This window comes from Geotalea sp. SG265 (assembly GCF_022808985.1).
Lineage (GTDB): Bacteria > Desulfobacterota > Desulfuromonadia > Geobacterales > Geobacteraceae > Geotalea.
The window spans coordinates 193,987-207,695 of the sequence record NZ_JAKZFT010000004.1 but is presented as its reverse complement, the minus strand read 5'-3'; the positions used below and the strand labels follow the sequence as shown (position 1 = coordinate 207,695).

At 56.5% G+C, this 13,709-nt stretch carries 11 protein-coding genes; all 11 read left to right on the top strand.

Annotated elements, in window-relative coordinates:
* Positions 1-26 precede the first annotated feature (26 nt).
* Positions 27-2,336: a ribonuclease R gene (gene rnr / locus ML541_RS06785; protein WP_243371846.1), complete on the top strand. Its 2,310-nt coding sequence runs from the start codon at positions 27-29 to the stop codon at positions 2,334-2,336.
* Complete coding sequence (locus ML541_RS18960; protein WP_243371845.1) at positions 2,333-3,658, top strand: ATP-binding protein; 1,326 nt, start codon at positions 2,333-2,335, stop codon at positions 3,656-3,658. Before rnr ends, ML541_RS18960 begins: the two co-directional genes overlap by 4 nt.
* A complete protein-coding gene (locus ML541_RS06775; protein ID WP_243371844.1) occupies positions 3,655-4,998 on the top strand; it encodes a sigma-54 dependent transcriptional regulator in 1,344 nt (447 codons plus the stop codon). The genes ML541_RS18960 and ML541_RS06775 overlap by 4 nt, the downstream gene beginning before the upstream one ends.
* Positions 4,999-5,236: 238 nt before the next feature.
* On the top strand, positions 5,237-5,638 hold the full coding sequence (locus ML541_RS06770; RefSeq protein WP_243371843.1) for a response regulator: 402 nt from the start codon (positions 5,237-5,239) through the stop codon (positions 5,636-5,638).
* Between the two features lie 43 nt (positions 5,639-5,681).
* Positions 5,682-6,065 carry a response regulator gene (locus tag ML541_RS06765; RefSeq protein WP_243371842.1) on the top strand — a complete coding sequence of 128 codons (384 nt, stop codon included), beginning with the start codon at positions 5,682-5,684 and terminating at the stop codon, positions 6,063-6,065.
* Between the two features lie 28 nt (positions 6,066-6,093).
* The gene (locus ML541_RS06760; RefSeq protein WP_243371841.1) at positions 6,094-7,761 is read left to right on the top strand and encodes a chemotaxis protein CheA; all 1,668 of its coding nucleotides are present in this window, start codon (positions 6,094-6,096) and stop codon (positions 7,759-7,761) included.
* Positions 7,748-8,308: a chemotaxis protein CheW gene (locus ML541_RS06755; RefSeq protein WP_243371840.1), complete on the top strand. Its 561-nt coding sequence runs from the start codon at positions 7,748-7,750 to the stop codon at positions 8,306-8,308. Before ML541_RS06760 ends, ML541_RS06755 begins: the two co-directional genes overlap by 14 nt.
* 38 nt (positions 8,309-8,346) lie before the next feature.
* Entirely contained in the window at positions 8,347-10,653 is a 2,307-nt protein-coding gene (locus ML541_RS06750; protein WP_243371839.1) for a methyl-accepting chemotaxis protein, read from the top strand.
* 25 nt (positions 10,654-10,678) lie between these two features.
* A complete protein-coding gene (locus tag ML541_RS06745; protein WP_243371838.1) occupies positions 10,679-11,575 on the top strand; it encodes a protein-glutamate O-methyltransferase CheR in 897 nt (298 codons plus the stop codon).
* A complete protein-coding gene (locus ML541_RS06740; RefSeq protein ID WP_243371837.1) occupies positions 11,553-12,602 on the top strand; it encodes a HEAT repeat domain-containing protein in 1,050 nt (349 codons plus the stop codon). The genes ML541_RS06745 and ML541_RS06740 overlap by 23 nt, the downstream gene beginning before the upstream one ends.
* Before the next feature lie 44 nt (positions 12,603-12,646).
* Positions 12,647-13,699 carry a chemotaxis response regulator protein-glutamate methylesterase gene (locus tag ML541_RS06735; protein ID WP_243371836.1) on the top strand — a complete coding sequence of 351 codons (1,053 nt, stop codon included), beginning with the start codon at positions 12,647-12,649 and terminating at the stop codon, positions 13,697-13,699.
* Positions 13,700-13,709 lie beyond the last annotated feature (10 nt).

Genomic DNA, 13,709 nt, shown 5'->3' with positions numbered 1-13,709 from the left:
TTTTTTAATGAGCGGGTGGAGAGGGTATGAAGATAAAAAAAGAAGCGGTTGTGCGGCTGCTGAAGAATCATGCCGGGGTTCCCATGGAGTTCCGGGAGATGATGCAGGCTTTCGGCATCGGCAAGGCTGAACGCCCGCGCTTCAAGGAGATCATCGACGGCTTTGTGGACGAAGGGGCGCTTTTGCGGCTGAAAGGGCGTCTTTACATTCTCCCTGCGGAAACCGAGGGGGTGGCGGGCAAACTGAGCGTACACCGGGACGGCTACGGCTTCGTCATGCCCGACGAAGGAGGTGAGGATGTCTTCATACCGGCCCGCTATCTCCGGCAGAACATGCACGGAGACCGGGTCAGGGTGCAGATCGTCTCGAAAAAGCGGGACGGTAAGCAGGAAGGGCGGATCATCAAGACCCTGGAACATGGCTTTACCAGGATCGTCGGTCGATTGGAAAGAGGTGCTAAGCTTTCCCGGGTCATACCCGATGAGATCCGTATCGGGCGGGATGTCGTCATTCCAGCCAAGGATGCCGGCAAGGCGGTCAACGGCCAGGTGGTGGTCGCCGAAATCACATCCTACGCCGCTGCCGGCCGTTCTCTGGAGGGAAAGGTCGTCGAGGTGCTGGGCTGGCCGGATGAGCCGGAAGTGGAGGTGCAGACCATCATCAGGAAACACGAGCTCCCCCACGTTTTTCCGCCGGCAGCTCTGAAGGCTGCCCGGGCCGTTCCCCAGACCATTGCCGAATCCGACCTGGACGGTCGGACTGACCTGCGCGGCCAGCTGACGGTGACTATCGACGGCGAGACGGCCAAGGATTTCGACGATGCGGTGGCCGTGAAAAAAGAGGCAAATGGGGTGATCCGGCTCTGGGTTTCCATCGCCGATGTCTCCCACTATGTGAAACCTGGCTCAGCCCTGGACAAGGAGGCTTATTTGCGGGGGACGTCGGTCTATTTCCCTGACCGCTGCATTCCCATGCTTCCGGAGGAACTTTCCAACGGCATCTGCTCCCTCAATCCCCAGGTCGATCGTCTGACCATGACGGCGGAGATGCTCTTCGACCGGAGCGGCACCATGGTGGAGGCAGACTTCTATCCCAGCGTCATCAGAAGCGTGGCCAGGCTCACCTACACCAAGGTGAAAAAGATCGTTGTCGACGGGGATGCCGAACTGACCAGGGAATACGCGGAGCTGGTGCCTGAGTTGAAAACAATGGAGGAGTTGGCCCTGCGCCTCATGGAAAAGCGCCGCAAACGGGGGAGCATTGACTTCGACCTGCCGGAGCCGGAGATCCTGCTGGACATCACCGGCGGCATCACGGCCATCGTCCGGGCCGAGCGTAACCTGGCCCACAAGATCATCGAGGAGTTCATGCTCGCTGCCAACGAGGCGGTGGCCTCCCATATCGAAGAAAGGGATATCCCCTTCCTCTACCGGATCCACGAGAATCCGGAGTTTGCCAAGCTGCAGGATTTCAAGGAGTTCATCTTCAATTTCGGTTATGAACTGCGGCTTCAGGAGGAGAAGGTCAGCCCGGGTGAATTCCAGCGCATCCTGGACCAGGCGGCGGGGAAGCCGGAAGAGCGCATGATCAACGAGGTGCTCTTGCGCTGCATGAAGCAGGCGCGCTACTCCGCGGAGAACGTCGGTCATTTCGGCCTGGCTGCCGCCACCTATACCCACTTTACTTCTCCAATCCGCCGTTATCCGGACCTGGTGGTGCACCGCATCCTGAAGAAACAGCTGGCAAGGAAGATCGGCGAAAAGGAGCGGGACAGTCTGGCCGCGACCCTGCCGGAGACCGCCCTGCATACCAGCAAGCGGGAGCGGGTGGCCATGGAGGCCGAGCGGGAAATCGTCGAGCTGAAGAAGATGCAGTACATGCTGGACAAGGTGGGGGCGGAATTCGACGGCATCATCACCGGCGTCGCCTCTTTCGGTTTCTTCGTGGAGCTGGTGGAGATTTTCGTCGAGGGGATGGTCCATATTTCCACGCTGAAGCAGGATTTTTACGAATACGTGGAGAAGCAGCACGCCCTGATAGGCGAGCGGAGCCGCACCACCTACCGGATCGGCGACCCGGTGCGGATACGGGTTGCTGCCGTCAGCCTGGAAAAGAAACAGGTGGAATTCGTCCTGGCGGACCATGACGCACGGCAGACACCATCGACTGAAACCTACGACGGCGGCGAGTTCCCACGTATCCCGGTCCGGGGTAAATGGCCCACCGCGGCCAAGGGAGCCAGGGGGGAAGAGCGCCGCTCCGGGGAACAGGACCGCCGCGCCGGCTCCAGGGATCGACGCAAAAGCAGTCCCAAGGGGGGCCGGAGACGCAGGTGAAATGGGTAGGTAAGGGTGAGGCACATGTGAGGGATCGGAATACGGAAAGCGGCACGTCAAGGGTGTGGGGGCTTTTTTTCAAGATATCTGCAGCCATCTTTGTGGTGGAAACCGTGATCATGGTTCTTTTGGAGTATGTGCCCCACAGGCCCATCAGCGGACTGATGGAGGACTTGCTTGACGGGTGCCTGCTCCTGTTGTTCCTGTCACCCACATTTTACTTTATTTTTATCAGACCCCTGAGGCAGAGGGAAGCTGAACACAAAAAGTTCCAGACTGATCTGAATGAAGCCTTTGTGGAGCTGAATGAACGGAAAACATTCATAGAATCTGTCTTGAAGAACATCCAGAGCGGCATCATCGTCATGGACCCCTTCTTGAAGATCAAACTGGCCAATGATTATGCCCTTGATTTCTTTGCCGGAAAGGAATGCGATCTGGTGGGAGTGCGGCTTGACCGGATCTGCCCGCGTATCTACGACCTTATCCGTGCAGGTATCGATGCTGCAGAGGTGGGCGAGCTAGGCACTCAACAGAGAATGATCGGCTATAAACGATTCAATCTGAAGCAGGCGGACGGCTCGACTGCGGGGCACATCATCACCTTCATCGACATTTCCGAGGTGGAGAGGGTCCGCAAGGAAATGCGCCAGAAGGACCGTCTTGCCACCATGGGGGAAGTGGTCGCCCGGGTTGCCCATGAGATGCGCAACCCTCTCTTCGGCATTACCGCCTCTTCCCAGATACTGGCCATGGAACTGCCTCTCTCCGCAGAGCAGAAAGAGCTGATGAATTCCATACTAACAGAGGGGCGGCGCATGAACCGGCTGGTGGATGAACTCCTTGACTGCTCGAAGGAAATGAAGTTGAAAAAAGCTTCCTTCGATATTGTAAGGGCGGTGCGGGATGCCATCAGCTTCAACGAACCCTTACTTTTGGAGAAGAAACTGTTCTTGCACAAATTGTTTACCGACGAAGAAATTACCGTTGAGGCCGATAAGGAAAGGATACGGCAGGTGCTGGTCAACCTGCTGAAAAATGCCGTCGATGCCGTCCCTGTGGAGGGGAACATAACTGTTCAGCTGGAGGAAGAGGGTGAAAATATCCTGATCGGCATCTCCGATTCCGGGCCAGGCATTCCCCTGGAGAGCCTGGAAAAAATCTTCGACATCTTCTATACCACGAAAAAAAGCGGGACCGGTCTTGGTCTTGCCGTCAGCAGAAAAATCATGGAAGCCCATGACGGGGCCCTTTCGGCCAAAAACAATCCGGCAGGCGGGGCCATTTTCACCATTACGCTCCCCAGGGGAAAGATGGCATGAAAGCACTTGTCGTCGATGACGAAAAAAGCATCCGGCTTGCCCTCAGGCATTTCCTCACCAAAAGAGGCTATATGGTTACATTGGCTGCAACCGGAGAGGAGGGGGTGAGGCTTGCCCGTGTTACCTTGCCTGATATTGTTTTCCTCGACCATAGGCTCCCCGACATGGACGGAGATGCACTGCTGCTTCCCCTTGCTGGGCCGGAAATCGGCGCCAGGGTGATCATGATGACCGCCTACGCGGAACTGGATAAGGCCGTGCAGGCCATGAAAAACGGGGCGACTTATTTTTTCCCGAAGCCCCTCGACCTGGAACAGGTCGCCGAGATCCTGGCAGGCCTGGAGGAAACCTTGAGGCTGAAGAAGGAGGTGGAATTCAGCAGGAAATACAGCGGCACGGACATGGATGACGATGCCATGGTCGGTCATTCCCCGCAGCTCATAAGAATCAAGCGGCTGGTCGAGCTTATGGCAGCCAATAAAAACGCTCCCGTACTCATTATGGGGGAATCCGGAACGGGCAAAGAGCTCGTTGCCAAGTCGATCCATCGGCAGAGCGGTGTGTCCGGGCCGATGGTGGAAATTAACTGTGCCTCCCTTTCTGAGCAGCTACTTGAATCGGAGCTCTTCGGGCATGAAAAAGGGGCTTTCACCGATGCCCGGGAAAGCAAGCCGGGGCTTCTGGAAGTGGCGGATTCAGGTACCATTTTTCTTGATGAGCTGGCGGAAATGTCCCTTGCCATCCAGGCCAAGCTGCTCAAGGTGCTCGACACGAGAAAGTTCCGCAGGGTCGGGGGAATCGTTGACAAGCGGACCGAAGCACGGTTCATGGCGGCCACCAACAAAAACCTTTCGGCGATGGTCAAGGATGGTTCTTTCCGTGAAGACCTCTTCTACCGCATCAATGTCCTCCCCATCACCGTTCCTCCTCTGCGTGAGCGGGGTTCCGACGTGGTTATTCTTGCCGACTACTTTGCCCGGAAGATCGGCAAAGAGATGGGCAAGCCCAAAGCGGGTATTTCGGCCGAGACCATGTCCTGCCTTTCCGGCTACCATTGGCCCGGAAACGTGAGGGAACTGAGAAATGTCATCGAAAGGGGGCTGATGCTGGCGACCGGCAGCGAAATCACCCCTGATTGTCTCCCCATCGAGCTTTGCCGGATTTCCGCTTATCCTGCCGTCGGTGGAGTAATCGAGCAGCTGCGGCCGTTGTGCCAGGTGGAGGATGAATATATCTCCCGTGTGCTGGATGCAACCGGGCACAACCATTCTCGAGCTGCCACAGCCCTTGGTATCAGCCGGTCTACCCTTCTGGCAAAGCTGAAGAAAATGAAGGTGTAGCAAAATCGTACACTGTTTTCTTCCGCTACACTGCCCATCTCTCCCGTTGAGCCTGCCCATTCACCCCTTCTTTTCCATTTCTCTGCTGGCCTGAAACTGTACAGCCGGAAAACGGCTCCGTCCAAGACCGTGCCTGTTGTGATGGCTTGCCAAGCTTCGCCGGATAAGGTTCTTCGGCACAAAGCCGGCCCTGGGCATGATCTGTGCTGATCCTCCTCCACGTCTTAAGGGGGGCTGCATGAACAGCAAACCAATGAAGAAAATTCTTATTGTGGATGATGAGCAGTCCATACTGAAGAGTCTTTCCTATGCGCTGAAAGCTGAAGGCGTACAGGTGTTGACCTGCGATGAGATCGAACAGGCGGAGGAAGCGCTGGAAACCGCCCGATTCGATCTGGTCATTACCGATATCCGCATGTCGGGGGTTACCGGTATCGAAGGGCTGGAGCTCCTGACCTATATCCGTGACCGGTACCATACGGAGGTCATCGTCATGACCGGTTTCGGCACTGAGGAAATCGAAGCTGAGGCGTTCCGACGCGGAGCTCTCCACTACTTCCGCAAACCGGTGGACATGTGCGAATTGCTTAGGAAAGTTGCCGAGATAGGCATTCCGGTCCGAAAATCTTTTTTGAATTGATCCTCCAATCTTCCTAAAAATATATCTCCATCAAGAGGGTATCATGCTCAGCAAAATTCTATTGGTCGACGATTCGTCTCTCATCCACCAGATGTACCGCCTGGTTCTGTCACGCTACAACAGTGAGCTGCTGGACGCCATGAACGGCCAGGAGGCCCTGGACCTGCTTGCCGAGCGCAGAGACATTCAGCTGATACTGCTGGATATCAACATGCCGGTGATGAACGGCGTCCAATTCCTGGAAAAGGCCGCAGCTCTCGGCATCCACACTCGGATACCCATCATTGTCATCAGTACCGAAGGGAAGGAAGAGGACACCATCCGCTGCCTGAAACTGGGGGCTAAGGCCTACCTGAGAAAGCCCTTCAATCCCTCCGACCTCCACGAGCTTATCGACAAGATTCTTCCAGATGTCGTCGCAGCCTGATCCCATAATTTCAACGATGGAGTGAATGGTGGACCATACAGTCGATATGTCAGCACTGCTGGAGGAGTTTTTCGATGATGCCTCTGGGCACCTGGAAGCGGTTGAAACCGCGCTCCTGGAACTGGAGAAACGGCATGCCGGTGGTGTCGTCGATGAAGCCCTGATTACTAAGATCCTGGGGAATCTGCACACCATCAAGGGCAATTCCGGAATGATGGGGTTCAGCGATATCCAGCAATTTGTCCACAACCTTGAGGCTGCTTTCAAGCAGGTTCTGGAGAAAGAACTGCATCTTTCGGGGGCGTTTTTCGAAACCGTCTATGCCGCTCTCAACAGCATCCGGGATGCGCTGGCAAAACTGGCTGCAAATCCTGCCCACCAGCCCGATTTCAGCGACCTGGTCATGCTGCTGCAATGTCTTGCCAGTGGAGTGGTGGAAAAGGAACTAGTCAGGGGATCAGCTGAAACACACGAAGATAATGGGTACATCAGCCACAAGTCCAACACACTGAAGGTCAATTTCGAGAAGCTTGACGACCTGCTCAACCTGGTCGGTGAACTGGTGATCCATCGGACAGGGCTCCTTGCCCTTGAAGCCCGCATCAGGGAAATTAACGACAAATCCCTGGTGGAGGCCTTTACGGAATCGAGCCAGCTGATCGGTGATACTGCGGCCCAGCTGCGGGAAGCGATCATGAAGGCGAGGATGCTGCCGGTCAAGGTCGTCTTCCAGCGGTTCAACCGTCTGGTTCGCGACCTGTGTCAGCGGCACGGCAAGGAGGTAAATCTGGCCTTCATCGGTGAGGAAACCGAGCTCGACAAGACGGTCATCGACGAAATCGGAGAGCCGCTTCTTCACCTGATCCGCAACGCCGTCGACCATGGTTTCGAACCACCCGAGACGCGCAGGCGGAGCGGCAAACAGCCGAAAGGGAATCTTACCCTGCGGGCACGACACGAAAACAACCACATGGTAATTTCGGTCGAAGACGATGGACGGGGGATTTCACCGGAAAAGGTGCGAAATGCCGCGATTGCCAAAGGTTTGATCGACAGCCAGCAAGCCCGAACGTTGTCTGATCGTGAAGCGCTGCAGCTGATTTTTATGCCGGGTTTTTCCACCAAGGAAGAGGTTACGGAGACCTCCGGTCGCGGCATCGGGCTCGACGTGGTGAAAAACATCGTCTCCTCCTTCAACGGCATGATCGACATCGACAGCACCGTTGGGGTCGGTACCACCTTTACCATCAAGCTGCCCCTGACCCTGGCCATCATCACCTCCCTTATGGTTGAGGTCTCGGGGGAGACCTTTGCCATTCCCCTCTCAGGTGTTTTGGAAAGCATCAAGGTTAGCCGTAAGGATATTCACGAGGTAGCTGAGGGGGAGGTCATACAGCTGCGGGACCGGCTCCTGCCCCTGGTGCGGGTGGACCGGTTCTTCGGTCTGCCGGAGGCTCGGGGTGCAGAATACGAATATGTGGTGGTGGTCGGCAGCGGTGAACGGCGGGGAGGGCTGGTGGTGGACAGGCTTATCGGCCAGCAGGAAATTGTCATCAAGGCAATTGACGATTATCTGGGAACTCTCCCCGGCATTGCCGGCGGGACGATTCTCGGTGACGGGAAAATAGCACTGATCTTCGACATAGCATCTCTGTTGGGCAAAGCAAAAGGAGGGAGAAGCGATGCAGGGAAATGACAAGACGCTACCGGCTTCAGGGCTGGCTGAAGACATTCTTGCCCAGTTCATGGACAAGGCGCAGAAGGAGCTGAACACTGAACTCATCGCCGCTGACGAACAGGAAAAACAGCTCCAGCACCTGGTCACCTTCAGGCTTGGCCGGGAGGAATATGGGGTGGACATCGGTTGCGTGCAGGAAATCATCCGCGCCAGCGATATCACCCAGGTTCCGGGAGCTCCACCCCATGTACGGGGGGTCATCAATCTGCGCGGCAAGATCATTCCAGTGGTGGACCTGCGCACTCGCCTCGGCATGCCCGGAGTGGAGGATACCGAGGAACAGCGGATCATCGTCGTCGATATGCACAACAAAAGGCTCGGCATGCTGGTTGACGGAGTTTCCCAGGTATTGAAGATCGCTTCCTCGGTTATCGAGGAAATCCCCGAAGAGGCGATCAGCGTCGACCAGAATTACATCGATGGCGTTGGCAAGCTGGACGGCCGGCTGATCATCATTCTCGATCTAAATCGTTCGCTCTTTCTCACTGAGGGAGCCAGTCTATAAATTACTTCTTCCCTGACATGGGGAAAATGGAGGTTACAATGTTTGCAAATTTGAAAATCGGGGTCAGGTTGGGATTGGGTTTCGGCCTGCTGCTGTTGCTGATGCTGTCTGTGGGTGGAGCTGGTTACTGGGGGGTAAAGACAAGTACCGACGCCACCATCAGGATGCTTAAAACCGATTCCCAGGTTGCCGAGCACTCTGCCAGGGCCAGGGCGGATGTGCTTGCCCTGCGTCGCTTTGAAAAGGACATGTTCCTCAATGTGAAAGATAGTGCCAAGGTTGCCGAATACAAGGGCAAATGGAAGGAGATGCAGGATCATCTCTCTGCCCGGCTGGCTGATTTGGAAAAAGTGGTTACTCTGGCCAAGGACAGGGATGCTCTAAAGAGCATGAAGCAGGACATGGACGAATATGACAAGGGGATGGCGAACGTCATGGCCATGATCGCTTCCGGGAAGGTGAAAACACCCGAGGAGGGCAACACAGCCATAGGTTCTTACAAGGAGCCCATTCACAAGCTGGAAGCGGTATCTGCCGAACTGGCCACTGCAGGCAACGATCGCATGGACGCCATGGAAAAAGTGATGACGGACCTTGCCCGGCAAACGGTCAGGATCATCGCTATCTGCATTGTCGCGGCGCTCTGCCTGAGTGTGCTTGTCGGCATCCTGCTCACCAGGAGCATTACCTTGCCTCTGGGCGCAGCTGTCGCTGCGGCAAACAGGATGGCGGCCGGGGACCTTACCGCCTCCGTGGAGGCCAAATCGAAGGATGAAGTCGGGCAATTCATGGCGGCCATGAACACCATGACCGAAAACCTGCGCACCATGATCGGCAAGATCAGGACCAGTTCCGACCAGGTGGCTTCGGCGGCAAACCAGATCTCCGCCGGGTCGAACCAGCTCACCAAGGCGGCTCACAGCCAGGCCTCCGCAACAGAGGAGACCTCCAGCACCATGGTGCAGATGGCAGCTTCCATCCAGACCGTGGCCGGTAATGCCGACTCTCTGGCAAACAACGCCGACGAAGTGGCCTCTACGGTGCAGGAGTTGGGCGCCACCAGCGAACAGCTGGCAAAGGGGGCGGAGACCATGTCTTCTTCCGTAGCCGAGACTTCGGCCACCATAGAACAGATGACCATTTCAATCGACAAGGTGGCCCAGAATACCGAGGAACTCGCCTCCTCCGTAGCCGAAACTTCCTCCACCATCGAGCAGATGACTGTCTCCATCGATCAGGTTGCAGGCAATTCCCAGGAATTGCAGAGCGTGGTCACGGAAACGGCTGCCATAGTGGAACAGATGGCGGTATCGGTTGGCCAGGTGGCGAAAAATGTGGAAGAGGCCGATAGCGTGGCCAAAACGGCTGCCAAGGAGGGATATGCAGGCAAACAGGCAGTCGAGGAGGCTCTCGCTTCCATGAACAGGGTTGCAGGTGTCATCGAAAAGACTGCCGAGTCCATTCTCAATCTGGACAAGCGTTCGGAGGAGATCGGCAGCATTGTCAAGGTCATCAACGAGATTGCGGATCAGACCAACCTGTTGGCCCTCAATGCTGCCATCGAGGCGGCCCGGGCCGGCGATGCGGGGAGAGGTTTCGCCGTCGTCGCGGAAGAGGTGAGAAAGCTGGCGGAGCGAAGCGTCAACGCCACCAAGGAAATCGGGCTGGTCATCAAGCAGGTGCAGGTGGATACCAGTAACTCGGTGAAGTACGGTGAGCTTGCCTCCAATGAGGCCAAGGCCTCCATGGAGCTTTCCAATGTGGCAGGAAACGCCTTGGAAAACATCGTCAGCAGCGTGGAACAGACCAGCAATCTCATGACTTCCATCTCGGCAACCGCCAATGAACAGGCGAAGGCTTCGACGCAGGTTCTGCAGGCGGTGGAGCGGATGAGCCAGTCTTCGTCTCTCGTCGCCACTGCTGCCAAGGAACAGGCCCTTGGCGGGCGCCAGATCAGGACTGCCGTCGAGCGGATGAACAACCTCACACAGGAGGTGACCGGAGCCACCAAGGAACAGACCCAGGGCAGCCGCCAGATCAGGATCGCGGTGGAGAATATGAACCATGTCACCAGTCAGGTGGCTATCGCCACCAAGGAACAGGCCCTTTCGGCGCGGCAGATTGCCGATGCCATGACCGCCATGAATGCCATGACCCAATCGGTGGCCAATGCCACGGCTGAGCAGAAAAAAGGGGGAGAGATGGTGGTTGCTGCCGTGGAAAATATCAGCGACATCACCAGGGAAAACCTCTCCTCTGTGGAGCAGCTCTCCAAAGCGGCGCAGAACCTTTCGGCGCAGGCGGTAGATCTGGCAGCCCTGGTTGCGGCATTCAAGGTGAACTGAGAACACGGTAGTTATGGGAGACCCATTGTTTGCGGCAATAGAGAAATTCATCGGCGAGCGGAGCTTGCTGCACTTCACGGGGCACAAGAGACAGGTCCTCAAGGGCCGGCTGCATGAGCGCACAGCCCTCCTCGGTCTGCCCGACCTCGCCTCGTACCTCGATCTTCTGCACGGCTCGGGCGCTGAGGAAGCTGCACTGATGGATCTCATCACCACTAACGAGACCTTCTTCTTCAGAAATCTCCCCCAGTTCAAATTCCTGATGGAGAAGATCGTGCCCGGGATTGAAGTGCGACGGGGGAGAGATGTTATCCGGTCGTGGGGGCAGGACGCGCCGAGCCCCGCCGCTTCCATCATGAAGCTCCGCATTCTCTGTGCGGGCTGTTCCACTGGGGAAGAGCCCTATTCCGTTGCCATGGCTCTGCTTGAATCCCTACGTTATCCGAAGGCCTGGGATGTGGAGATTCTTGCGGGGGACCTGAGCCATTCCTGTCTGAAGAAGGCGGAAACAGGTTTTTATGGGGAGGACCGGTTGAAGGGCCTGCCCACCTCTTTTCGCGAGAAATACCTGGAGCCGGTGGAAGGGGGTGCCATGATTCGAGAAGAGGTGAAGCGCCTGGTTCGCTTTTTCCCTTTCAACCTGCTTGCCGTGGTCAACGGTGATCCCCTGCCGGTTGAGGCGGGCTTCTGTGGTTTTGACCTTATATTTTGCAGAAATGTGATGATCTACTTTTCAGTGGATTCCCAGCAGCGCTTGGTAAACGCCCTCTATGACCTGCTGATGCCGGGGGGATTCTTTTTTACCGGCGACGCAGAAGCACTGCATATTTACCATCACGGCTTTCGGGTAGTACGCGACGCCGAATGCCTGGTCTATACCAAACTGGAGAAAAACGAAGATGGTGAAGCCACGTCACAGTAAACAAGTGGTGGATGACGGTCTTGCCGGTAAATCCATCGAAGAATTGCTGCTGCTGATAGGGGATCGGGACCTGGGTTACGCCATGTCCGCCATGGACACCGTCGTGGCCATGGGCTTAGATGCGGTATATCCGGTCCTGGAGCGTGGGGTAAGAGATGATGACAATGCCGATCTGAGAAACGGCGCCATGGAGGTGCTGGTCCGGTTCGGCCGGGCATCCGTTCCTGCCCTGATCGTGCTTTTACAGGACGCCAACGGGGAAGTGAGGAATTTCAGTGCCGTCATGCTCGGCGATATCGGCGACAGGGGGGCTGTTAAGCCGCTTATCCAGGCTCTTGGCGATCCGGATATCAATGTCAGCCACGCTGCAGCCGAGGCCCTGGGAAAGATCGGCGATGACGCAGCTTTGCTCCCCCTCATGGGGGTGCTGCACGGGGATATCTGGCTGCAGTACCCGGCTGTCGTGGCAATGGGCGCAATGGCCGACAGCCGGGCGGTACCCAGCCTGATCCCCCTTCTCGACAATGAGCTGCTGCTTGAGCCGGTAATCGCCGCACTTGGCAAGATCGGGGATCGGCGGGCTTTGCCGGCCCTTATGGCGATTCTATGCGATTGCCGGAGAAAATCTGTTGCTGCGACTGCCGAGGCTGTTGTTGCCATTGTGGAGAAGCAGGGTGGCGACACGAAAGCCGAGCTGGTATCGGCAATCGACAACCAGGGCATTAAAAATCTCCTCGGGCTACTTTCCGGCAGCAATGCCGGGGAACGGGGCGCCGCCATGACGCTGCTGGGGCTTGTGGGGGAAAAAGCCGTAATCCCGGCGCTGTTGACGCTTTTGGAAGAGGATAATAACGAAGAGGTTGTAAAGGAAGCAATTGTGGGCATCTTCTCCTCATCCCCCCTACTTGGTGAGAAAATCCTTCTCAGCAATACCCGAAAGATCCAGGTGCTGGTGCTCAGCCTGCTGCGCAATCTGAATTTTCAAGGCCAGGTTCTGCCAGATTGTACTGAACTGTCTCGACGATGAAACTTCACGAAGATCATTCTATCGACTCAAAGGACAGCACTGCCATGGCAGCAGATAAAACACGCAGCATCCGTGTTCTGGTGGTCGATGACTCTGCATTTGTCAGGCGGGCTATCATCCGCATGTTTGAGAGCAGTCCCGACATCAGGGTCATCGATGTGGCTTCCAATGGCGAAATGGCCGTCGATCTGGTCAAATCGTTGAAGCCTGACGTTGTTACCCTGGATGTGAAAATGCCGGTATTGGATGGCCTATCGGCCCTGGAACGGATCATGACGGAATGTCCGACGCCGGTGATCATGCTCAGCTCCCTCATGGAGAAAGGGGGGGAGAACACACTGCGCGCACTGGAACTGGGGGCAGTGGATTTCGTTGATAAATCCGCCGCTGGCGGCCCCATGGATATTTCGGTGCTTGCCAGAGAACTGACTGCAAAGATCAGGGTCGCTGCCCGGGTAGATGTGGACAAGCTGGGGGGAGGGGAAGAAAAGGGGGAGCCGGCGCCGGTTCCGGTGGTGGCGGATAAACGTGAAACCGAGGTGGTCCTTATCGGTACCTCCACGGGAGGTCCGCCGGCATTGCAGAACATCCTGACGCGGCTTCCGGGGACATTTCCCTGTCCCATCCTCATTGTCCAGCATATGCCTGCAGGTTTCACCTCTTCGCTGGCGGAGAGGCTCAATCGTCTGAGCGCCCTGTCAGTCAAGGAGGCGAAGGACAACGAAGCCGTGATGCCTGGTACCGCCTACATCGCACCGGCAGGGACCCATCTTAAGCTGAAAAGGTCGGGAGGACAATTGCGCATTGTTCTGGACCCGCTTCCAGAGGGGACGCTGCACTGCCCTTCGGTGGATGTCCTCTTCCAATCTGCTGCGACTGTATGCGGAGAAAATATCGTTTCCTTCGTGTTGACGGGAATGGGCAGGGATGGCGCCTGTGGCGCCAAGGCTGTCAAGGATGGGGGAGGGAAGGTCTTTATTGAAGCGGAAGAGACCGCCATTGTTTTCGGTATGCCCAAGGCAGTCATGGAGACTGTGGACATAGATGGTCAAATCCGGCTGGACGAAGTGGCAGGGGCCATGTTGCATTCCGTCTGATACGGCTGTC